The organism is Escherichia sp. E1130 (assembly GCF_005781065.1).
GTDB lineage: Bacteria > Pseudomonadota > Gammaproteobacteria > Enterobacterales > Enterobacteriaceae > Escherichia.
This window is the reverse complement of the sequence record NZ_VATL01000004.1, coordinates 175,362-198,530: the sequence shown is the minus strand read 5'-3', so window position 1 is coordinate 198,530 and position 23,169 is coordinate 175,362. Positions and strand designations below refer to the sequence as shown.

Genomic DNA, 23,169 nt, shown 5'->3' with positions numbered 1-23,169 from the left:
AGACATGAAGCTGATACGCGGCATACATAATCTCAGCCAGGCCCCGCAAGAAGGGTGTGTGCTGACTATTGGTAATTTCGACGGCGTGCATCGCGGTCATCGCGCGCTGTTGCAGGGCTTGCAGGAAGAAGGGCGCAGGCGAAACTTACCGGTGATGGTGATGCTTTTTGAACCTCAACCACTGGAACTGTTTGCTACCGATAAAGCCCCGGCAAGACTGACCCGACTGCGGGAAAAACTGCGTTACCTTGCAGAGTGTGGCGTAGATTACGTGCTGTGCGTGCGTTTCGACAGGCGCTTTGCGGCGCTGACTGCGCAAAACTTCATCAGCGATCTACTGGTGAAGCATTTGCGGGTAAAATTCCTCGCCGTGGGTGATGATTTCCGCTTTGGCGCTGGTCGTGAAGGCGATTTCTTGTTATTACAGAAAGCTGGCGTGGAATACGGCTTTGACATTACCAGTACGCAAACTTTTTGCGAAGGTGGCGTGCGTATCAGCAGCACCGCTGTGCGTCAGGCACTTGCAGACGATAATCTGGCTCTGGCAGAAAGTTTACTGGGGCACCCGTTTGCCATCTCCGGGCGTGTGGTCCACGGTGATGAATTAGGGCGCACGATAGGTTTCCCGACGGCGAATGTACCGCTACGCCGTCAGGTTTCCCCGGTGAAAGGGGTTTATGCGGTGGAAGTGCTGGGCCTCGGCGAAAAGCCGTTACCCGGCGTGGCAAACATCGGAACACGTCCAACGGTTGCCGGTATTCGCCAGCAGCTGGAAGTGCATTTGTTAGATGTTGCAATGGACCTTTACGGTCGCCATATACAAGTAGTGCTGCGTAAAAAAATACGCAATGAGCAGCGATTTGCGTCGCTGGACGAACTGAAAGCGCAGATTGCGCGTGATGAATTAACCGCCCGCGAATTTTTTGGGCTAACAAAACCGGCTTAAGCCTGTTATGTAATCAAACCGAAATACGGAACCGAGAATCTGATGAGTGACTATAAATCAACCCTGAATTTGCCGGAAACAGGGTTCCCGATGCGTGGCGATCTCGCCAAACGCGAACCGGGAATGCTGGCGCGTTGGACTGATGATGACCTGTACGGCATCATTCGTGCGGCTAAAAAAGGCAAAAAAACCTTCATTCTGCATGATGGCCCTCCTTATGCGAATGGCAGCATTCATATTGGTCACTCGGTTAACAAGATTCTGAAAGACATTATCGTGAAGTCCAAAGGACTTTCCGGTTATGACTCGCCGTATGTGCCTGGCTGGGACTGCCACGGTCTGCCGATCGAGCTGAAAGTAGAGCAAGAATACGGTAAGCCGGGTGAGAAATTCACTGCTGCCGAGTTCCGCGCCAAGTGCCGCGAATACGCAGCTACCCAGGTTGACGGTCAGCGCAAAGACTTTATCCGTCTGGGCGTGCTGGGCGACTGGTCGCACCCGTACCTGACCATGGACTTCAAAACTGAAGCCAACATCATCCGCGCGCTGGGCAAAATCATCGGCAACGGTCACCTGCACAAAGGCGCGAAGCCAGTGCACTGGTGCGTTGACTGCCGTTCTGCACTGGCAGAAGCGGAAGTTGAGTATTATGACAAAACGTCTCCGTCCATCGACGTCGCTTTCCAGGCGGTCGATCAGGATGCGCTGAAAGCAAAATTTGGCGTCAGCAACGTTAACGGCCCAATCTCGCTGGTAATCTGGACCACCACGCCGTGGACTCTGCCTGCAAACCGCGCAATCTCTATTGCACCGGATTTCGACTATGCGCTGGTGCAGATCGACGGTCAGGCCGTGATTCTGGCGAAAGATCTGGTTGAAAGCGTAATGCAGCGTATCGGCGTTACCGATTACACCATTCTCGGCACGGTAAAAGGTGCGGAGCTTGAGCTGCTGCGCTTTACCCATCCGTTTATGGGCTTCGACGTTCCGGCAATCCTCGGCGATCACGTTACCCTGGATGCTGGTACCGGTGCCGTTCACACCGCGCCTGGCCACGGTCCGGACGACTATGTGATTGGCCAGAAATACGGTCTGGAAACCGCTAACCCGGTTGGCCCGGACGGCACTTATCTGCCGGGCACTTACCCGACGCTGGATGGCGTGAATGTCTTCAAAGCGAACGACATCGTCGTTGCGCTGCTGCAGGAAAAAGGCGCGCTGCTGCACGTTGAGAAAATGCAGCACAGCTATCCGTGCTGCTGGCGTCACAAAACGCCGATCATCTTCCGCGCGACACCGCAGTGGTTCGTCAGCATGGACAAAGAAGGTTTGCGCGCGCAGTCGCTGAAAGAGATCAAAGGCGTGCAGTGGATCCCGGATTGGGGCCAGGCGCGTATCGAGTCGATGGTCGCTAACCGTCCTGACTGGTGTATCTCCCGTCAGCGCACCTGGGGCGTACCGATGTCACTGTTCGTGCATAAAGACACGGAAGAACTGCATCCGCGTACCCTCGAACTTATGGAAGAAGTGGCTAAACGCGTTGAAGTTGATGGCATCCAGGCGTGGTGGGATCTCGATGCGAAAGAGATCCTCGGCGACGAAGCTGACCAGTATGTGAAAGTGCCGGATACTCTCGACGTATGGTTTGACTCCGGATCTACCCACTCTTCCGTTGTTGACGTGCGTCCTGAATTTGCTGGTCACGCAGCGGACATGTATCTGGAAGGTTCTGACCAACACCGCGGCTGGTTCATGTCTTCTCTGATGATCTCTACCGCGATGAAGGGCAAAGCGCCGTATCGTCAGGTACTGACCCACGGCTTTACCGTGGATGGTCAGGGTCGCAAGATGTCTAAATCCATCGGCAACACCGTTTCGCCGCAGGATGTGATGAATAAACTGGGCGCGGATATTCTGCGTCTGTGGGTGGCATCTACCGACTACACCGGTGAAATGGCCGTTTCTGACGAGATCCTGAAACGTGCTGCCGACAGCTATCGTCGTATCCGTAACACCGCACGCTTCCTGCTGGCAAACCTGAACGGTTTTGATCCGGCAAAAGATATGGTGAAACCGGAAGAGATGGTGGTACTGGATCGCTGGGCCGTAGGTTGTGCGAAAGCGGCACAGGAAGACATCCTCAAGGCGTACGAAGCATACGATTTCCACGAAGTGGTACAGCGTCTGATGCGCTTCTGTTCCGTTGAGATGGGTTCCTTCTACCTCGACATCATCAAAGACCGTCAGTACACCGCCAAAGCGGACAGTGTGGCGCGTCGTAGCTGCCAGACTGCGCTGTATCACATCGCAGAAGCGCTGGTTCGCTGGATGGCACCTATCCTCTCCTTCACCGCTGATGAAGTGTGGGGCTACCTGCCGGGCGAGCGTGAAAAATACGTCTTCACCGGCGAGTGGTACGAAGGCCTGTTTGGCTTGGCAGATGATGAGGAATTTAATGATTCCTTCTGGGACGATGTTCGTTACATCAAAGATCAGGTAAACAAAGAACTGGAAAATCAGAAGGCGAATGGCATCAAGTCTAATCTGGAAGCTAAAGTTACGCTGAAATATGCTGACGATGATCTGGGGACTATTGCGAAGCTAAAACGTCTGGGCGAAGAGGCGAGATTCATTTTCATTACGTCTCAATTCGTCATTTCTGATGAGGCTGGCGGTATCAATGATGAAAATATCCAGTATAACCCTGGTAATACAACCGTTCAGGCAGTTGTAACTCGTGCCGAAGGTGAGAAGTGTCCACGCTGCTGGCACTACACCCTGGATGTCGGCAAGGTGGCGGAACACGCAGAAATCTGCGGCCGCTGTGTCAGCAACGTCGCCGGTGACGGTGAAAAACGTAAGTTTGCCTGATGAGTCAATCGATCTGTTCAACAGGGCTACGCTGGCTGTGGCTGGTGGTAGTCGTGCTGATTATCGATCTGGGCAGCAAATACCTGATCCTCCAGAACTTTGCTCTGGGGGATTCGGTCCCGCTGTTCCCGTCGCTTAATCTGCATTATGCGCGTAACTATGGCGCGGCGTTTAGTTTCCTTGCCGATAGCGGCGGCTGGCAGCGTTGGTTCTTTGCCGGTATAGCGATTGGTATTAGCGTTACCCTGGTGGTGATGATGTATCGCTCGAAGGCGACGCAAAAGCTAAACAATATCGCTTACGCGCTGATTATTGGCGGCGCGCTGGGCAATCTGTTCGACCGCCTGTGGCATGGCTTCGTTGTCGATATGATCGACTTCTACGTCGGCGACTGGCACTTCGCCACCTTCAACCTTGCCGATACTGCAATCTGTGTCGGTGCGGCACTGATTGTGCTGGAAGGTTTTTTGCCTTCTAAAGCGAAAAAACAATAATAAACCCTGCCGGATGCGATGCTAACGCATCTTATCCGGCCTACAGATTGCTGCGAAATCGTAGGCGCATCCGGCAAAAATCCTCAAAATATAAGAGCAAACCTGCATGTCTGAATCTGTACAGAGCAATAGCGCCGTCCTGGTGCACTTCACGCTAAAACTCGACGATGGCACCACCGCCGAGTCTACCCGCAACAACGGTAAACCGGCGCTATTCCGCCTGGGTGATGCTTCTCTTTCCGAAGGGCTGGAGCAACATCTGCTGGGGCTGAAAGTGGGCGATAAAACCACCTTCTCGCTGGAGCCAGATGCGGCGTTTGGCGTGCCGTCACCGGACCTGATTCAGTACTTCTCCCGCCGTGAGTTTATGGATGCAGGCGAGCCAGAAATTGGCGCAATAATGCTTTTTACCGCAATGGATGGCAGTGAGATGCCTGGCGTGATCCGCGAAATTAACGGTGACTCCATTACCGTCGATTTCAACCATCCACTGGCCGGGCAGACCGTTCATTTTGATATTGAAGTGCTGGAAATCGATCCGGCACTGGAGGCGTAACATGCAGATCCTGTTGGCCAACCCACGTGGTTTTTGTGCCGGGGTAGACCGCGCTATCAGCATTGTTGAAAACGCGCTGGCCATTTACGGCGCACCGATTTATGTCCGTCACGAAGTGGTGCATAACCGCTACGTGGTCGATAGCCTGCGCGAGCGCGGGGCTATCTTTATTGAGCAGATCAGCGAAGTGCCGGACGGCGCGATCCTGATTTTCTCCGCACATGGTGTTTCTCAGGCAGTCCGCAACGAAGCGAAAAGTCGCGATTTGACGGTATTTGACGCGACCTGTCCGCTGGTGACCAAAGTGCATATGGAAGTCGCGCGCGCCAGCCGTCGTGGCGAAGAGTCGATTCTCATCGGCCACGCCGGGCATCCGGAAGTGGAAGGTACGATGGGCCAGTACAGTAACCCGGAAGGGGGAATGTATCTGGTCGAGTCGCCGGACGACGTGTGGAAACTGACGGTCAAAAACGAAGAGAAACTCTCCTTTATGACCCAGACCACGCTATCGGTGGATGACACGTCTGATGTCATCGACGCACTGCGTAAACGCTTCCCGAAAATTGTCGGGCCGCGCAAAGATGATATCTGCTACGCCACCACCAACCGTCAGGAAGCGGTACGCGCCCTGGCAGAGCAGGCAGAAGTGGTGTTGGTGGTCGGTTCGAAAAACTCCTCCAACTCCAACCGTCTGGCGGAACTGGCCCAGCGCATGGGCAAACGGGCGTTTTTGATTGACGATGCGACAGATATCCAGGAAGAGTGGGTAAAAGAGGTGAAATGCGTCGGTGTGACTGCTGGCGCATCGGCTCCGGATATTCTGGTACAGAACGTAGTCGCACGTTTACAGCAGCTTGGCGGTGGCGAAGCCATTCCGCTGGAAGGCCGCGAAGAAAATATCGTTTTCGAAGTGCCGAAAGAGTTGCGTGTCGATATTCGTGAAGTTGATTAAGTCATTAGCAGCCTAAGTTATGCGAAAATGCCGGTCTTGTTACCGGCATTTTTTATGGAGAAAACATGCGTTTACCTATTTTCCTCGATACAGACCCCGGCATTGACGATGCCGTCGCCATTGCCGCCGCGATTTTTGCCCCCGAGCTCGACCTGCAACTGATGACCACCGTCGCAGGTAATGTCTCGGTTGAGAAAACTACCCGCAACGCCCTGCAACTGCTGCATTTCTGGAATGCGGAGATTCCGCTTGCCCAGGGAGCTGCCGTGCCGCTGGTACGCGCACCGCGTAATGCAGCATCTGTGCACGGTGAATCGGGAATGGCTGGCTACGACTTTGTCGAGCACAACAGAAGCCCACTGGACAAACCCGCATTTCTGGCTATTCGGGATGCCCTGCTGCGTGCGCCTGAGCCTGTTACTCTGGTAGCCATCGGCCCGTTAACCAATATTGCGCTGTTACTTTCACAATGCCCGGAATGCAAACCGCATATTCGCCGTCTGGTGATCATGGGTGGTTCTGCCGGACGCGGCAACTGCACACCAAACGCCGAGTTTAATATCGCTGCCGATCCAGAAGCGGCTGCGTGCGTCTTCCGTAGCGGCATCGAAATCGTCATGTGCGGTCTGGATGTCACCAATCAGGCGGTGTTAGCTCCTGATTATCTTGCTACATTGCCGGAGTTGAATCGTACCGGAAAAATGCTGCACGCCTTGTTTAGTCACTACCGTAGCGGCAGTATGCAAAGCGGCCTGCGTATGCACGATCTCTGCGCTATCGCCTGGCTGGTGCGCCCGGACTTATTCACTCTCAAGCCGTGTTTTGTGGCAGTGGAAACGCAGGGCGAATTTACCTCAGGTACTACGGTTGTTGATATCGACGGTTGCCTGAGTAAACCTGCAAACGTGCAGGTGGCGCTGGATCTGGATGTGAAAGGCTTTCAGCAGTGGGTGGCGGAAGTGCTGACCCTGGCGAACTAATCAGAAAACAAGGAAGTGTTCTATGACGTATGGAGAAGCGTATTTGGAAGGGTGGAAAAACATCTTTAATTATGAAGGTGTCGCCACCCGTTTTGAGTTCTGGTCGTTTATGATCGGTAGTGTCGTTATCTGTCTGCTACCGCTTTTATGCTGGTGGTTTGCGGAAACAATGAACAATGACTATGGTGTTTTCATTTTTTTTGCGCTGCCCGCGTCATTTATTTTAACGTTGATTTTTGCCGTACCGGCGATGGCGCTAGCCGTCAGAAGGATGCACGATATCGGATATCCAGGGTGGTGGGTCATTATTGTCGTGTTGATCCCTGTTACGGGCGTAATTCTGCTTATACTTTGCTGCCTGCCGTCAAAGTCACAAGACCAGGCATAATGACAGATGGTATGACGCATCACTTTCTGCGTCATGCCTTTCACTGATATCCCTCCCTGTTTATCATTAATTTCTAATTATCAGCGTTTTTGGCTGGCGGCGTAGCGATGCGCTGGTTACTCTGAAAACGGTCTATGCAAATTAACAAAAGAGAATAGCTATGCATGATGCAAACATCCGCGTTGCCATCGCGGGAGCCGGGGGGCGTATGGGCCGCCAGTTGATTCAGGCGGCGCTGGCATTAGAAGGCGTGCAGCTGGGCGCGGCGCTGGAGCGCGAAGGATCTTCTTTACTGGGCAGCGACGCTGGTGAACTGGCCGGCGTCGGAAAAACAGGCGTTACCGTGCAAAGCAGCCTCGACGCGGTAAAAGATGATTTTGATGTGTTTATCGATTTTACCCGTCCGGAAGGTACGCTGAACCATCTCGCTTTTTGTCGCCAGCATGGTAAAGGGATGGTGATTGGTACAACGGGTTTTGATGACGCTGGCAAACAAGCGATTCGTGACGCTGCCACAGATATTGCGATTGTCTTTGCCGCCAATTTTAGCGTTGGCGTTAACGTCATGCTTAAGCTGCTGGAGAAAGCCACTCAGGTAATGGGTGACTACACCGATATTGAAATTATCGAAGCACATCATAGACATAAAGTCGATGCGCCGTCAGGCACTGCGCTGGCAATGGGGGAGGCGATTGCTCATGCACTGGACAAAGACCTGAAAGATTGCGCGGTCTACAGTCGTGAAGGCCATACTGGTGAACGTGTTCCTGGCACCATTGGTTTTGCCACTGTACGTGCGGGTGACATTGTGGGTGAACATACCGCCATGTTTGCTGATATCGGCGAACGTCTGGAGATTACCCATAAGGCGTCCAGCCGCATGACATTTGCTAACGGTGCGGTAAGATCGGCATTGTGGCTAAATGGCAAGAAAAATGGTCTTTTTGATATGCGAGATGTGCTGGATCTCAATAAATTATAACCACAAAACATTTGCATTGATGCAAAAATAACATATCTAATTCATTGATTGTAAAGGGCTTTAATTTTTAGCCCTTTTATTTTGTGGTTTTTTCTTAATTGTTGATGCAAATTGCCAAAAATATAAAGTTTTGTCTGTGGTTTTTGTTGTTTTAATGTAAATTTTGACCATCTGGTCCACTTTTTTCCGAGTGAATTTTGTTTTTACATTCTTCTCGCTGTGCAAGCGTTTTCCTGACTACGTTAGGTGATCTTTTTGTCGCTTAATGCCATAAAAATATGCATGACGCATAAAATCATATAATAAATACCGCGATTGAGTTGACTTTTAGCGCCCATATCTCCAGAATGCCGCCGTTTGCCAGAAATTCGTCGGTAAGCAGATTTGCATTGATTTGCGTCATCATTGTGAATTAATATGCAAATAAAGTGAGTGAATATTCTCTGGAGGGTGTTTTGATTAAGTCAGCGCTATTGGTTCTGGAAGACGGAACCCAGTTTCACGGTCGGGCCATAGGGGCAACAGGTTCGGCGGTTGGGGAAGTCGTTTTCAATACTTCAATGACCGGTTATCAAGAAATCCTCACTGATCCTTCCTATTCTCGTCAAATCGTTACTCTTACTTATCCCCATATTGGCAATGTCGGCACTAATGACGCCGATGAAGAATCTTCTCAGGTACATGCACAAGGTCTGGTGATTCGCGACCTGCCGCTGATTGCCAGCAACTTCCGCAACACCGAAGACCTCTCTTCTTACCTGAAACGCCATAACATCGTGGCGATTGCCGATATCGATACCCGTAAGCTGACGCGTTTACTGCGCGAGAAAGGCGCACAGAATGGCTGCATTATCGCGGGCGATAACCCGGATGCGGCGCTGGCATTAGAAAAAGCCCGCGCGTTCCCAGGTCTGAACGGCATGGATCTGGCAAAAGAAGTGACCACCGCAGAAGCCTATAGCTGGACACAAGGGAGCTGGACGCTGACCGGCGGCCTGCCAGAAGCGAAAAAAGAAGACGAGCTGCCGTTCCACGTCGTGGCCTACGATTTCGGTGCCAAGCGCAACATCCTGCGGATGCTGGTGGACAGAGGCTGCCGCCTGACCATCGTTCCGGCGCAAACTTCTGCGGAAGATGTGCTGAAAATGAATCCAGACGGTATCTTCCTCTCCAACGGTCCTGGCGACCCGGCCCCGTGCGATTACGCTATTACTGCCATCCAGAAATTCCTCGAAACCGATATTCCGGTATTCGGCATCTGCCTCGGCCATCAGTTGCTGGCACTGGCGAGCGGTGCGAAGACCATTAAGATGAAGTTCGGACACCACGGCGGCAACCATCCGGTGAAAGATGTTGAGAAAAACGTGGTGATGATCACCGCCCAGAACCACGGTTTTGCGGTGGATGAAGCAACATTACCTGCAAACCTGCGTGTCACGCATAAATCCCTGTTCGACGGTACGTTACAGGGGATTCATCGCACCGATAAACCGGCGTTCAGCTTCCAGGGGCACCCGGAAGCCAGCCCTGGTCCACACGACGCCGCGCCGTTGTTCGACCACTTTATCGAGTTAATTGAGCAGTACCGTAAAACCGCTAAGTAATCAGGAGTAAAAGAGTCATGCCAAAACGTACAGATATAAAAAGTATCCTGATTCTGGGTGCGGGCCCGATTGTTATCGGTCAGGCGTGTGAGTTTGACTACTCTGGCGCGCAAGCATGTAAAGCCCTGCGCGAAGAGGGTTACCGCGTTATTCTGGTGAACTCCAACCCGGCGACCATCATGACCGACCCGGAAATGGCTGATGCGACCTACATCGAGCCGATTCACTGGGAAGTGGTACGCAAGATTATTGAAAAAGAGCGCCCGGACGCAGTGCTGCCAACGATGGGCGGTCAGACGGCGTTGAACTGCGCGCTGGAGCTGGAGCGTCAGGGTGTGCTGGAAGAGTTCGGCGTCACCATGATTGGTGCTACCGCCGATGCGATTGATAAAGCAGAAGACCGCCGCCGTTTCGACGTAGCGATGAAGAAAATCGGTCTGGAAACTGCGCGTTCCGGTATTGCACACACGATGGAAGAAGCGCTGGCGGTTGCCGCTGACGTGGGCTTCCCGTGCATTATTCGCCCATCCTTCACAATGGGCGGTAGTGGTGGCGGTATCGCTTATAACCGCGAAGAGTTTGAAGAAATCTGCGCCCGCGGTCTGGATCTCTCCCCAACCAAAGAGCTGCTGATTGATGAGTCGCTGATTGGCTGGAAAGAGTACGAGATGGAAGTGGTGCGTGATAAAAACGACAACTGCATCATCGTCTGCTCTATCGAAAACTTCGATGCAATGGGCATCCACACCGGTGACTCCATCACTGTCGCGCCAGCGCAAACGCTGACCGACAAAGAATATCAAATCATGCGTAACGCCTCGATGGCGGTGCTGCGTGAAATCGGCGTTGAAACCGGTGGTTCCAACGTTCAGTTTGCGGTGAACCCGAAAAACGGTCGTCTGATTGTTATCGAAATGAACCCGCGCGTGTCCCGTTCTTCGGCGCTGGCGTCGAAGGCGACCGGCTTCCCGATTGCTAAAGTAGCGGCGAAACTGGCGGTGGGTTACACCCTCGACGAACTGATGAACGACATCACTGGCGGGCGTACTCCGGCCTCCTTCGAGCCGTCCATCGACTATGTGGTTACTAAAATTCCTCGCTTCAACTTCGAGAAATTCGCCGGTGCTAACGACCGTCTGACCACTCAGATGAAATCGGTTGGCGAAGTGATGGCGATTGGTCGCACGCAGCAGGAATCCCTGCAAAAAGCGCTGCGCGGCCTGGAAGTGGGCGCAACTGGCTTCGACCCGAAAGTGAGCCTGGATGACCCGGAAGCGTTAACCAAAATCCGTCGCGAACTGAAAGACGCAGGCGCAGAGCGTATCTGGTACATCGCCGATGCTTTCCGTGCGGGCCTGTCTGTGGACGGCGTCTTCAACCTGACCAACATTGACCGCTGGTTCCTGGTACAGATTGAAGAGCTGGTGCGTCTGGAAGAGAAAGTGGCAGAAGTGGGCATCACTGGCCTGAACGCTGACTTCCTGCGCCAGCTGAAACGCAAAGGCTTTGCCGATGCGCGTCTGGCTAAACTGGCGGGCGTTCGCGAAGCGGAAATCCGCAAGCTGCGCGACCAGTATGATCTGCACCCGGTTTATAAGCGCGTGGATACCTGTGCGGCAGAATTTGCCACCGACACCGCTTATATGTACTCCACTTATGAAGAAGAGTGCGAATCGAATCCGTCTACCGACCGTGAAAAAATCATGGTGCTTGGCGGCGGCCCGAACCGTATCGGTCAGGGTATCGAATTCGACTACTGCTGCGTACACGCCTCGCTGGCGCTGCGTGAAGACGGTTACGAAACCATTATGGTGAACTGTAACCCGGAAACCGTCTCCACCGACTACGACACTTCCGATCGCCTCTACTTCGAGCCGGTAACCCTGGAAGATGTACTGGAAATCGTGCGTATCGAGAAGCCGAAAGGCGTTATCGTCCAGTACGGTGGTCAGACTCCGCTGAAACTGGCACGTGCGCTGGAAGCCGCTGGCGTCCCGGTTATCGGTACCAGCCCGGATGCTATCGACCGTGCGGAAGACCGTGAACGCTTCCAGCATGCGGTTGACCGTCTGAAACTGAAACAACCGGCGAACGCCACCGTTACCGCTATTGAAATGGCGGTTGAGAAGGCAAAAGAGATTGGCTACCCGCTGGTGGTGCGCCCGTCTTACGTTCTCGGCGGTCGGGCGATGGAAATCGTCTATGACGAAGCTGACCTGCGTCGCTACTTCCAGACGGCGGTGAGTGTCTCTAACGATGCGCCAGTGTTGCTGGATCACTTCCTCGATGACGCGGTAGAAGTAGATGTGGATGCTATTTGCGACGGCGAAATGGTGCTGATTGGCGGCATTATGGAGCACATCGAGCAGGCGGGCGTGCACTCCGGTGACTCCGCATGTTCTCTGCCAGCCTACACCTTAAGTCAGGAAATTCAGGATGTGATGCGCCAACAGGTGCAGAAACTGGCCTTCGAATTGCAGGTGCGCGGCCTGATGAACGTGCAGTTTGCGGTGAAAAACAACGAAGTCTACCTGATTGAAGTTAACCCGCGTGCGGCGCGTACCGTTCCGTTCGTCTCCAAAGCCACCGGCGTGCCGCTGGCAAAAGTGGCGGCGCGCGTGATGGCAGGCAAATCGCTGGCTGAGCAGGGCGTGACTAAAGAAGTCATCCCGCCGTACTACTCGGTGAAAGAAGTGGTGCTGCCGTTCAACAAATTCCCGGGCGTTGACCCGCTGTTAGGGCCAGAAATGCGCTCCACCGGGGAAGTGATGGGCGTCGGGCGCACCTTCGCTGAAGCGTTTGCCAAAGCGCAGCTGGGCAGTAACTCCACCATGAAGAAACAGGGCCGTGCGCTGCTCTCCGTGCGTGAAGGCGACAAAGAACGCGTGGTGGACCTGGCGGCAAAACTGCTGAAACAGGGCTTCGAGCTGGATGCGACCCACGGCACGGCGATTGTGCTGGGCGAAGCGGGCATTAATCCGCGTCTGGTAAACAAGGTGCATGAAGGTCGTCCGCACATTCAGGACCGTATCAAGAATGGCGAATACACCTACATCATCAACACCACCTCAGGTCGTCGCGCGATTGAAGACTCCCGCGTGATTCGTCGCAGTGCGCTGCAATATAAAGTGCATTATGACACCACCCTGAACGGTGGTTTCGCTACCGCGATGGCGCTGAATGCCGATGCGACCGAAAAAGTTATTTCGGTGCAGGAAATGCACGCACAGATCAAATAATAGCGTGTGATGGCGGATATGTTTTATTCGCCAATTTGATCGAATAACTAATACGGTTCTCGAAAGAGGACCGTTTTTTTATCTGTAAGACAAAACTTTGTTGGAATTCATATTTTTGATGGCGTAAGCAGGATTTTGCTCACACTAATCCTTCGTTAGGTTGCATACTATCGATATATCCACAATTTTAATATGGCCTTGTTTAATTGCTGCAAAACGAGTCATAGCCAGTCTTTTAATTTGTGAAACTGGAGTTCGTATGTGTGAAGGATGTGTTGAAAAACCACTCTATTTGTTAATCGCCGAATGGATGATGGCTGAAAACCGGTGGGTGATAGCAAGAGAGATCTCTATTCATTTCGATATTGAACACAGCAAGGCGGTTAATACCCTGACTTATATTCTGTCGGAAGTCGCAGAAATAAGCTGCGAAGTTAAGATGATCCCTAATAAGCTGGAAGGGCGGGGATGCCAGTGCCAGCGACTGGTAAAAGTGGTCGATATCGATGAGCAAATTTACGCGCGCCTGCGCAATAACAGCCGGGATAAATTAGTCGGCGTAAGAAAGACGCCGCGTATTCCTGCCGTTCCGCTCACGGAACTTAACCGCGAGCAGAAGTGGCAGATGATGTTGTCAAAGAGTATGCGTCGTTAATGTCATTTCGTTGATACCGTGCGACCTGGTCGCCGGATGCGATGCTGGCGCATCTTATCCGGCCTACGGTTGCTCTCCAGCCGGGTTGGATAAGGCGTTTATGCCGCATCTGACGATGTTACCGTTTCGGCGTCACATCCGTCGTCCCCTGCAAACGGGGGCGATTTTCCTCCATTTGCCTCAACGGCTGCGTTTCATGTAACGATGCATGACAACGCCCGACAAGATCATGATATTCTTTGGTATTTAACCGCTTCCAGTGTAACTCGTCGTCACTCACATTGCGTACAGCGCGGGCTGGCGTACCCATCAACAACTGGCGTTTCTCGCCGCTAAAGCCTGCTTTGACAAAACTCATGGCGGCAACAATGCTCTCTTCGCCAATGACCGCGCCATCCATAATCACGCTGTTCATCCCGACCAATGCATCGCGACCAATCACACAACCATGCAGGATCGCTCCGTGCCCGATATGGCCGTTTTCTCCAACGATGGTGTCAGTGTCGCAGTAGCCATGCATAATGCAGCCATCCTGAATATTGGCTCCCGCTTGCACGATCAAACGCCCGTAGTCACCACGCAGCGAGGCGAGGGGGCCGATGTAGACTCCGGCCCCCACAATCACATCGCCAATCAATACTGCACTGGGATGGACAAACGCCGTCGGGTGAACCAGCGGAATTAACCCCTCAAAGGCGTAATAGCTCACGGTTGTTAACGTCCTTTCCACACCGGATCGCGCTTCTCGGCAAACGCCAGCGGCCCTTCAAGGGCATCTTCCGAATGCAGAACTGATGGGTAGTGTTTCAACACGCCGCTGCGAATATAGCGATACGCTTCTTCTACTGGCATTTCGCTGGTGGTGCGGTAGATCTCTTTCAGCGCCGCAATCGCCAGCGGGGCGCTGTCAACCAGTTGCTGCGCCAGTTCGCGGGCGTTATCCATCAGTTCCGTCTGGCTAACTACGCGGTTGACTATCCCCCAACGCAGCGCCTCTTCTGCGCCCATTCTTCTGCCGGTCATCACCATTTCATTGACGATGGCAGGCGGCAGGATCTTCGGCAGACGCAGCACACCGCCGCTGTCAGGAACGATGCCCAGTTTGGCTTCCGGCAGGGCGAAGCTGGCGTTATCGGCACAAACAATAAAATCTGCCGCCAGCGCCAGTTCAAAGCCGCCGCCAAAGGCGTAGCCGTTCACGGCTGCGATGACCGGTTTATCCAGATTGAAAATTTCGGTTAAGCCCGCAAAACCACCCGGACCAAAGTCAGCATCCGGTGCTTCGCCTTCTGCTGCTGCTTTTAAATCCCAGCCTGCGGAAAAGAATTTCTCTCCGGCACCGGTAATAATGGCGACACGTAATTGCGGATCGTCACGGAAATTTAGAAATACTTCGCCCATTTTAAAGCTGGTTTTCGCATCAATAGCATTCGCTTTTGGGCGATCTAGGGTAATTTCCAGAATTGATCCATTGCGGGTCAGATGTAATGATTCACTCATTCCTTTTCTCCATTTTTGCTTTTTCAGGGACGACAACGCCCCTGCAAAAAAATGCATATTATTGTTGAACGTGATTATTACCAGACAGAGTAGTACCCTGCTGTAGTGTTTATTTCAGCGCCTTTCTGATTATTTTCCCCGAGCAATTACGTGGTAGATCTTTTCTGATCTCCAGATAAGAGGGCACTTTAAATTTCGCCATATTCTGTTCGCAATAGTAGAAGAATTCCTCTTCGCTCAATATTTCACCTTCATTCAGCACCACAAACGCTTTGATGGCTTCATCGCGAATCGAATCTTTAATACCAACAACCACGATGTCCTGAATTTTCGGGTGCGCGGCGATAATATTTTCCAGCTCTACGCAAGAGACATTCTCCCCACCGCGTTTGATCATATTGCAGCGACGATCGACGAAATAAAAAAAGCCCTCTTCGTCGCAGTATCCGGTATCGCCAGTATGCAGCCAGCCATCAGCTTCCAGGACTTTAGCGGTGGCCTCAGGGTTGAGAAAGTACTCTTTGAAGATGGTTTTTCCCGGTACGCCTTTAATGCAGATTTCACCGATCTCACCAGCCGGGAGCGGACGATTGTGATCGTCGCGGATCTCCGCTTCGTAGCAAAATCCCGCCCGGCCAATCGACGGCCAGCGTCGTTTATCGCCAGGGCGATCGCCGATAATGCCAACAATGGTTTCCGTCATCCCATAAGAGGTCAGCAAGCGAACGCCGAAGCGTTCACAAAACGCATCTTTTTCCTGCTCCGACAGGTTGAGATAAAACATTACTTCCCGCAGATGGTGTTGCTGATCGCTCGCTGAAGGCGGTCGCACCATCAACGTACGGATCATCATCGGAATACATTCGGTAACGGTGGCGCGATACTTCTGTACCTGTCCCCAGAAGGCGCGAGCGCTGTATTTCTCGACCAGCACAAAGGTGGCTCCGGCAGAAAACGCCGCCATCGCCGCAGTACACTGGCAATCGATATGAAATGCAGGCATTACCGTCAGGTAGACGTCATCGTCACGCAGTGCGCACTGCCAGGCGGAGTAATATCCAGCGAAGCGCAGGTTGTAATGGGTAATCACCACCCCTTTCGGTCGGGAAGTGGTACCGGAGGTAAAGAGAATTTCCGCCGTATCGTCGGTCGTTAGCGGCGGTGCATAGCACAAGGTGGCAGGTTGTTGATTTTTCAGTTGAGTAAACGAACTCACACCATCATCAGCGGGAAGCGCCACATCTGTCAGGCAAATGTGCCGCAACTGAGTGGCATCTTCCTGCTGAATCTGTTGATACATAGGATAGAATTGCGCACTGGTCACCAGCAGGCACGCCTGGCTATTTTGCAGGATCCACACGCTTTCTTCGCGTAACAGGCGGGCGTTAATCGGCACCATAATCGCGCCAATTTTTGCCAGCCCGAACCAGCAAAAGATAAATTCCGGGCAGTTGTCGAGATGTAGAGCAACCTTGTCGCCTTTGCGAATCCCCAGCGTATAAAACAGGTTTGCCGTGCGGTTAATCTCCTGATTTAACTCAAGATAACTATACCGGTTAACGACTCCGCCGCTGGATTCACAAATCAGCGCCGTTTTATGACCGTAAACGTCCGCCAGATCGTCCCACATTTGACGTAGATGTTGTCCGCCAATGATATCCATTGCACCTCTATCCATTTTGTTCGTTTGTTATTGGGCGGGCGCTAGTCAGGCAAGCCGGCTGGCGCCACGCGTTTAGTCCTCAACTTTGGCCAGACCTTTGCTGACCAACTCCTGAATGTCGTTTTCGCTGTAGCCGATAGTTTTCAAAATGGCAGCCGTATCCATGCCATGTGATGGCATTCCGCGCCAGATTTGGCCTGGGTTATTTTTGAATTTCGGCATCACGTTTGGCCCTTTGCAGGTGCGACCATCCATCGTTTGCCACTGGGTGATTGATTCACGAGCCACATACTGTGGATTGCTTTCCAGTTCCGGTACGGTCAGCACTTTGGCGCAGGCGATATTCAGTTCAGCAAAGCGTTCTTTAACTTCCGCGATGGTGTGCGCCGCCAGCCAGGCATCGAGTTTCTCTTCTACCAGTGGTCCGTAAGGGCATTCGATACGGTGGATAAGCTGGGTGCCTTCCGGGATTTCCGGCGTGCCGAGCAGATGTGCGAGGCCGATATCTTTAAAGCATTCTGCAATCTGAGTAATGCCCACCAGTTCCATCACAATGTAGCCGTCGGCGCATTTGTACAGACCGCAACCGGCGTAGTAGGGATCTTTACCTTTGGTCATGCGCGGGCACATTTCGCCGCCGTTGAAGTAATCCATCATGAAGTACTGGCCCATACGCAGCATCACTTCATACATGGCGATGTCGATGCTTTCGCCTTTACCGGTTTCACGCACTTTATGCAGTGCTGCCAGCGCCGCCGTGGTGGCGGTCAGGCCAGAAAAGTAATCGGCGGTATACGGGAAGGCAGGCATTGGCTGGTCAACATCACCGTTCTGAATCAGGTAACCACTGAAGGCCTGGGCGATGGTGTTATAGGCCGGAAGATTGGTGTACTCCTCGGTGCCGTACTGACCAAAACCGGACAGGTGAGCGATAACCAGTTTCGGGTTGTGCTGCCACAGGACTTCATCGGTAATGCCACGACGGGCAAAGGCCGGACCTTTACTGGCTTCGATGAAGATATCGGTGGTTTCCATTAATTTCAGAAACGCTTCGCGGCCTTCATCTTTGAAAATATTTAACGACAGCGCGTGCAAATTGCGACGAGAGAGCTGCGGGTAGTTAGGTTGAACGCGAATGGTGTCGGCCCAGGCGACGTTCTCGATCCAGATAACTTCCGCCCCCCATTCTGCGAACATTTGCCCGGCGAACGGCCCGGCGATTTCGATACCGGAGAAGACAACGCGCAATCCGGCCAGCGGCCCGAATTTCGGCATGGGTAGATGATCCATTATTAGCTCCTGAAAAATTGTGTAGCGCATGACTGCCGGATGCGGCGTAAACGCCTTATCCGGCCGACATTCGTGCTTCCGTAGACCTGATAAGACGCGGCCGCGTCGCATCAGGCAGCGCACGGACTTAGCGGTATTGCTTCAGCACCGCACGACCCAGCGTCAGGATCTGCATTTCGTCAGATCCCCCGGAGACGCGGTCTACACGCAGATCACGCCAGAAGCGGCTGATGCGGTGGTTGCCCGCAATCCCGACACCGCCCAGCACCTGCATTGCGCTATCCACCACTTCAAATGCCGCATTGGCGCAGAAGTATTTGCACATCGCTGCATCGCCAGAGGTGATGGTGCCGTTGTCTGCTTTCCACGCAGCTTCATACAGCATGTTTTTCATGGAGTTTAATTTGATCGCCATGTGGGCGAATTTTTCCTGAATCAACTGGAAACGACCAATCGCCTCGCCAAACTGCACGCGCTGGTTGGCGTAGCGCGCCGCATCTTCAAAGGCGCACATCGCCGTACCGTAGTTGGTCAGGGCTACCAGGAAACGTTCATGGTCGAACTCTTCTTTGACGCGGTTAAAGCCGTTACCTTCCCGACCGAACATGTCTTTCTCGTCCAGTTCCACGTCGTCAAAGGTGATTTCACAGCAGCTATCCATACGCAAACCGAGCTTCTCAAGTTTGGTCACTTTGATGCCTGGTTTGCTCATATCAACAAACCATTCGGTGTAGACAGGTTTGTCCGGAGAAGCCCCGTCGCGCGCCATCACCACGATGTACGGGGTGTAGGCGCTGCTGGTAATAAAACACTTACTACCATTAAGATAAATCTTACCATTTCTACGGGTATAAGTCGTTTTCAGGCTACCCACGTCGGAGCCCGCGCCCGGTTCGGTAATCGCTGAGTTCCACATCTGCTTACCGGTGCCGCGGAAAGCCATAATCTTGTCGATCTGCTCTTGTGTGCCTTCACGCAGGATGGTGTTAAACCCGCCTGGCAACTGGTACAGCACGTAGGTTGGCGCCCCCAAACGACCCAGTTCCATCCACACGGCGGCGAGGGTAACAAACCCCGCATCCAGACCACCGTGCTCTTCCGGGATCAGCAGGCTGTCGATATCCATATCCGCCAGTGCTTTGACAAAACGTTCCGGGTAGACGCTGTCACGGTCGCACTCGGCAAAATAGGCCTCCCAGTTTTCGCTGGCCATCAGTTCGCGGATACCGGCGACAAACAGTTCCTGCTCATCATTTAAATTAAAATCCATCTTTCAACCTCTTGATATTTTGGGGGTTAATTAATCTTTCCAGTTCTGTTTCGCGTCTTTAATAAAGGAGAGCGTCACCATAATGTTGACGAAGAACAGCGGGCATCCTCCGGCGATGATGGCGGTTTGAATCGGTTTCAGGCCGCCGAGCGCCAGCAGAACAATGCCGATAACACCAACCAACACTGACCAGCCGATACGCACCAGCAGCGGCGGCTCTTCGCCATCGCGTACTTCGCGGCAAGTGGACATCGCCAGGGTGTAAGAGCAGGCGTTAATCAGGGTAACGGTGGCAATAAAGCAGAGAATGAAGAAGCCCCACATGGTGGCAGTGCTGAGCGGCAGAGCGGCCCAGGTTTCGATGATGGCGCGCGCCACACCATACTGTTCGATCAGGTTTGGAATGTTGATGATGTTTTTATCCATCAACAGCAGAGTGTTACTACCGAGTACGGTCCACAGGATCCAGGTGGATGCTGTCAGCCCCATCACCATACCGAAGCACAGTTCACGCACGGTACGACCACGGGAAATACGCGCCAGGAAGATACTCATCTGGATGGCGTAAATCACCCACCATGCCCAGTAGAACACGGTCCAGCCCTGCGGGAAGCCGCCTTTGCCAACGGCATCGGTATAGAACAACATGCGCGGCAGATACATCAGCAACATCCCCACCGAGTCGGTGAAGTAGTTCATGATGAAGCTGGCGCCGCTGACGATGAATACCCAGCCAAGCATCAGGAAACTCAGATAGCTGCGCACATCGCTGGCGATTTTCACCCCTTTTTGCAGACCACAGGCGACGCAGATAGCGTTGAGGATGATCCAGCAGGTAATGATGATAGCGTCCAGTTGCAGGGTATGCGGAATACCAAACAGATACTGCATACACTCGGTCACCAGCGGCGTGGCAAGACCCAGACTGGTGCCCATTGCGAAGATCAGCGCCACCAGATAGAAGTTATCGACGATAGTGCCAAACAAGCCTTTGGCATGTTTTTCACCGACCAGCGGCACCAGAGTGGAGCTGGGGCGAATCACATCCATTTTGCGGACAAAGAAGAAGTACGCGAAGGCGACGGAAAGGAAGCTGTAAGTGGCCCACGGTAGCGGTCCCCAGTGAAACAAACTGTAGGCCAGCCCCAGTTCTTTCGCACCAGTAGAGTTTGGCGCTAAAGCAAATGGCGGTGTGGAGATGTAGTAGTAGATCTCAATCGATCCCCAGAACAGTACGGCGGCTGACGTACAGGAGGCGAACATCATAAAGATCCAACTGGCGGTGCTAAACTCTGGCGGCTCGTTACCTAAACGCTTTTTGGCATACGGGCCAAACACCAGCCAGAACCAGCCGAAAAGCATCACCACCATATACCATTCAAATGCCCATCCCCATACATTGGTGACGTAACTGAATACAGCATTAATAACGACATTCGCCGCATCCAGATCCCTTACGGTAAGCCAACAAAGTATGCCAACGATTATTAATGGCGGAAAGAACACCTTCGGTTCTATTCCCGTTTTACTCTTTTCTTTTGTCATGAGTTAATTCCACTGTGAAAACGAATATTTATTTTGCGTTCCCGTTTGTTTTATTTTTGTTAACATTTAATATAATTATTATTAACCTCGTGGACGCGTTACTGGCTAACTCATAATGGGTATTCAATTGGCTGCATTCTGTGATGTAAATCACAGTTTTTCATCGGGTAAAAACAGAGTGTCTTTGTGTAAATATCCATTATTAATCAATATGATGGATTTGATTGTGAGTAAAAAAATAGCATCTGACTTTCAATATTGGTGATCCATAAAACAATATTGAAAATTTCTCTTTGCTACGCCATGTTTTCAATATTGGTGAGGAGCTTAACAATATTGAAAGTTGGATTTATCTGCGTGTGACATTTTCAATATTGGTGATTAAAGTTTTATTCCCGAATTAAAGGACGTGCTATCTGTAATTAACACCACCGATATGAACGACGTTTCCTTCATGATTTCTGGAGATGCAATGAAGATTATTACTTGCTATAAGTGCGTGCCTGATGAACAGGATATTGCGGTCAATAATGCTGATGGTTCGTTAGACTTCAGTAAAGCCGATGCGAAAATAAGCCAATACGATTTGAACGCTATTGAAGCGGCTTGCCAGTTAAAACAGCAGGCGGCAGAGGCGCAGGTGACGGCCTTAAGTGTGGGCGGTAAAGCCCTGACCAACGCCAAAGGGCGTAAAGATGTGCTATCGCGCGGCCCGGATGAACTGATTGTGGTGATTGATGACCAGTTCGAGCAGGCACTGCCGCAACAAACGGCGGCTGCATTGGCTGCCGCGGCACAGAAAGCTGGCTTTGATCTGATCCTCTGCGGCGACGGTTCTTCCGACCTTTATGCCCAGCAGGTTGGTCTGCTGGTGGGCGAAATCCTCAATATTCCGGCAGTTAACGGCGTCAGCAAAATTATCTCCCTGACGGCAGATACCCTCACCGTTGAGCGCGAACTGGAAGATGAAACAGAAACGTTAAGCATTCCGCTGCCTGCGGTTGTTGCTGTTTCCACTGATATCAACTCCCCACAAATTCCTTCGATGAAATCCATTCTCGGCGCGGCGAAAAAGCCAGTCCAGGTGTGGTCGGCGGCGGATATCGGTTTTAACGCGGAGGTTGCGTGGTCTGAACAACAGGTTGCCGCGCCGAAACAGCGCGAGCGTCAGCGCATCGTGATTGAAGGCGACGGCGAAGAACAGATCGCCGCATTTGCTGAAAATCTTCGCAAAGTCATTTAATTACAGGGGATGCTATGAACACGTTTTCTCAAGTCTGGGTATTCAGCGATACCCCTTCTCGTCTGCCGGAACTGATGAACGGTGCGCAGGCTTTAGCTAATCAAATCAATGCCTTTGTTCTCAATGATGCCGATGGCGTACAGGCAATCCAGCTCGGCGCTAATCATGTCTGGAAATTAAGCGGCAAACCGGACGATCGGATGATCGAAGATTACGCCAGTGTCATGGCTGACACTATTCGCCAGCACGGCGCAGACGGCCTGGTACTGCTGCCAAACACCCGTCGCGGCAAATTACTGGCGGCAAAACTGGGTTATCGCCTCAAAGCGGCAGTTTCTAACGATGCCAGCACCGTCAGCGTACAGGACGGTAAAGCGACGGTGAAACACATGGTTTACGGCGGCCTGGCAATTGGCGAAGAACGCATTGCCACGCCGTATGCGGTACTGACCATCAGCAGCGGCACGTTTGATGCGGCTCAGCCAGACGCGTCACGCACTGGCGAAACGCACACCGTGGAGTGGCAGGCTCCGGCTGTGGCGATTACCCGCACGGCAACCCAGTCGCGCCAGAGCAACAGCGTCGATCTCGACAAAGCCCGTCTGGTGGTCAGCGTCGGTCGCGGCATTGGCAGCAAAGAGAACATTGCGCTGGCAGAACAGCTTTGCAAGGCGATAGGTGCGGAGCTGGCCTGTTCTCGTCCGGTGGCGGAAAACGAAAAATGGATGGAGCACGAACGCTATGTCGGTATCTCCAACCTGATGCTGAAACCTGAACTGTATCTGGCGGTGGGGATCTCCGGGCAGATCCAGCACATGGTTGGCGCTAACGCGTCGCAAACCATTTTCGCCATCAATAAAGATAAAAATGCGCCGATCTTCCAGTATGCGGATTACGGCATTGTTGGCGACGCCGTGAAGATCCTTCCGGCGCTGACCGCAGCTTTAGCGCGTTGATCCACTCTGGCAGGGCTGCATTTCGGCCCTGCCGC

At 52.6% G+C, this 23,169-nt stretch carries 19 protein-coding genes; 13 read left to right on the top strand and 6 right to left on the bottom strand.

All coding sequences use genetic code 11. The features are described from left to right. Window positions 1-4 precede the first annotated feature (4 nt). From ribF to caiF, 11 genes are all read left to right on the top strand, one after another. Window positions 5-946 (top strand): bifunctional riboflavin kinase/FAD synthetase, encoded by a 942-nt coding sequence (ribF, locus tag FEK66_RS03700; RefSeq protein ID WP_130204831.1) that lies wholly within the window; start codon window positions 5-7, stop codon window positions 944-946. 42 nt (window positions 947-988) lie between these two features. Further along, window positions 989-3,817, top strand: a complete 2,829-nt coding sequence (gene ileS, locus FEK66_RS03695; protein ID WP_135493437.1) for an isoleucine--tRNA ligase — start codon at window positions 989-991, stop codon at window positions 3,815-3,817. Beyond that, on the top strand, window positions 3,817-4,311 hold the full coding sequence (gene lspA / locus FEK66_RS03690) for a signal peptidase II (RefSeq protein WP_135493438.1): 495 nt from the start codon (window positions 3,817-3,819) through the stop codon (window positions 4,309-4,311). The genes ileS and lspA overlap by 1 nt, the downstream gene beginning before the upstream one ends. A 106-nt stretch (window positions 4,312-4,417) precedes the next feature. After that, window positions 4,418-4,867 (top strand): FKBP-type peptidyl-prolyl cis-trans isomerase, encoded by a 450-nt coding sequence (gene fkpB, locus FEK66_RS03685; RefSeq protein ID WP_000004655.1) that lies wholly within the window; start codon window positions 4,418-4,420, stop codon window positions 4,865-4,867. Window position 4,868: 1 nt separating this feature from the next. Continuing rightward, window positions 4,869-5,819 (top strand): 4-hydroxy-3-methylbut-2-enyl diphosphate reductase, encoded by a 951-nt coding sequence (gene ispH / locus FEK66_RS03680; RefSeq protein WP_130204835.1) that lies wholly within the window; start codon window positions 4,869-4,871, stop codon window positions 5,817-5,819. 65 nt (window positions 5,820-5,884) lie between these two features. Continuing rightward, window positions 5,885-6,799, top strand: a complete 915-nt coding sequence (gene rihC, locus FEK66_RS03675) for a ribonucleoside hydrolase RihC (RefSeq protein WP_135493439.1) — start codon at window positions 5,885-5,887, stop codon at window positions 6,797-6,799. Window positions 6,800-6,821: 22 nt separating this feature from the next. Further along, window positions 6,822-7,187: a DUF805 domain-containing protein gene (locus tag FEK66_RS03670; protein WP_130204839.1), complete on the top strand. Its 366-nt coding sequence runs from the start codon at window positions 6,822-6,824 to the stop codon at window positions 7,185-7,187. A 160-nt stretch (window positions 7,188-7,347) separates the two neighbouring features. Next, a complete protein-coding gene (dapB, locus tag FEK66_RS03665; protein WP_135493440.1) occupies window positions 7,348-8,169 on the top strand; it encodes a 4-hydroxy-tetrahydrodipicolinate reductase in 822 nt (273 codons plus the stop codon). A gap of 455 nt (window positions 8,170-8,624) precedes the next feature. Beyond that, window positions 8,625-9,773, top strand: coding sequence for a glutamine-hydrolyzing carbamoyl-phosphate synthase small subunit (gene carA / locus FEK66_RS03660; protein WP_001589662.1), 1,149 nt, complete (start codon window positions 8,625-8,627; stop codon window positions 9,771-9,773). Between the two features lie 17 nt (window positions 9,774-9,790). Beyond that, window positions 9,791-13,012: a carbamoyl-phosphate synthase large subunit gene (carB, locus tag FEK66_RS03655; protein WP_130204843.1), complete on the top strand. Its 3,222-nt coding sequence runs from the start codon at window positions 9,791-9,793 to the stop codon at window positions 13,010-13,012. A gap of 259 nt (window positions 13,013-13,271) precedes the next feature. After that, window positions 13,272-13,667: a carnitine metabolism transcriptional regulator CaiF gene (gene caiF / locus FEK66_RS03650; protein ID WP_130204845.1), complete on the top strand. Its 396-nt coding sequence runs from the start codon at window positions 13,272-13,274 to the stop codon at window positions 13,665-13,667. Between the two features lie 118 nt (window positions 13,668-13,785). On the opposite strand, the gene caiE is transcribed toward caiF, so the two are convergent. The 6 genes from caiE to caiT form a co-directional block, all read right to left on the bottom strand. After that, window positions 13,786-14,376: a carnitine operon protein CaiE gene (gene caiE / locus FEK66_RS03645; protein WP_135493441.1), complete on the bottom strand. Its 591-nt coding sequence runs from the start codon at window positions 14,374-14,376 to the stop codon at window positions 13,786-13,788. A 5-nt stretch (window positions 14,377-14,381) separates the two neighbouring features. Beyond that, window positions 14,382-15,167, bottom strand: coding sequence for a crotonobetainyl-CoA hydratase (gene caiD / locus FEK66_RS03640; RefSeq protein ID WP_135493442.1), 786 nt, complete (start codon window positions 15,165-15,167; stop codon window positions 14,382-14,384). 109 nt (window positions 15,168-15,276) lie between these two features. After that, window positions 15,277-16,830: a crotonobetaine/carnitine-CoA ligase gene (caiC, locus tag FEK66_RS03635; RefSeq protein ID WP_135493443.1), complete on the bottom strand. Its 1,554-nt coding sequence runs from the start codon at window positions 16,828-16,830 to the stop codon at window positions 15,277-15,279. Window positions 16,831-16,902: 72 nt separating this feature from the next. Beyond that, window positions 16,903-18,120 carry an L-carnitine CoA-transferase gene (gene caiB / locus FEK66_RS03630; protein ID WP_130204851.1) on the bottom strand — a complete coding sequence of 406 codons (1,218 nt, stop codon included), beginning with the start codon at window positions 18,118-18,120 and terminating at the stop codon, window positions 16,903-16,905. A gap of 127 nt (window positions 18,121-18,247) precedes the next feature. After that, window positions 18,248-19,390, bottom strand: a complete 1,143-nt coding sequence (gene caiA / locus FEK66_RS03625; protein WP_130204853.1) for a crotonobetainyl-CoA dehydrogenase — start codon at window positions 19,388-19,390, stop codon at window positions 18,248-18,250. A 30-nt stretch (window positions 19,391-19,420) separates the two neighbouring features. After that, the gene (caiT, locus tag FEK66_RS03620) at window positions 19,421-20,935 is read right to left on the bottom strand and encodes an L-carnitine/gamma-butyrobetaine antiporter (RefSeq protein WP_130221654.1); all 1,515 of its coding nucleotides are present in this window, start codon (window positions 20,933-20,935) and stop codon (window positions 19,421-19,423) included. Window positions 20,936-21,407: 472 nt separating this feature from the next. Between caiT and FEK66_RS03615 the strand changes: the two genes are divergently transcribed. Beyond that, window positions 21,408-22,178, top strand: a complete 771-nt coding sequence (locus FEK66_RS03615; RefSeq protein ID WP_135493444.1) for an electron transfer flavoprotein FixA — start codon at window positions 21,408-21,410, stop codon at window positions 22,176-22,178. A 14-nt stretch (window positions 22,179-22,192) separates the two neighbouring features. Then, window positions 22,193-23,134: an electron transfer flavoprotein subunit alpha/FixB family protein gene (locus FEK66_RS03610; protein WP_135493445.1), complete on the top strand. Its 942-nt coding sequence runs from the start codon at window positions 22,193-22,195 to the stop codon at window positions 23,132-23,134. Window positions 23,135-23,169: the final 35 nt, after the last annotated feature.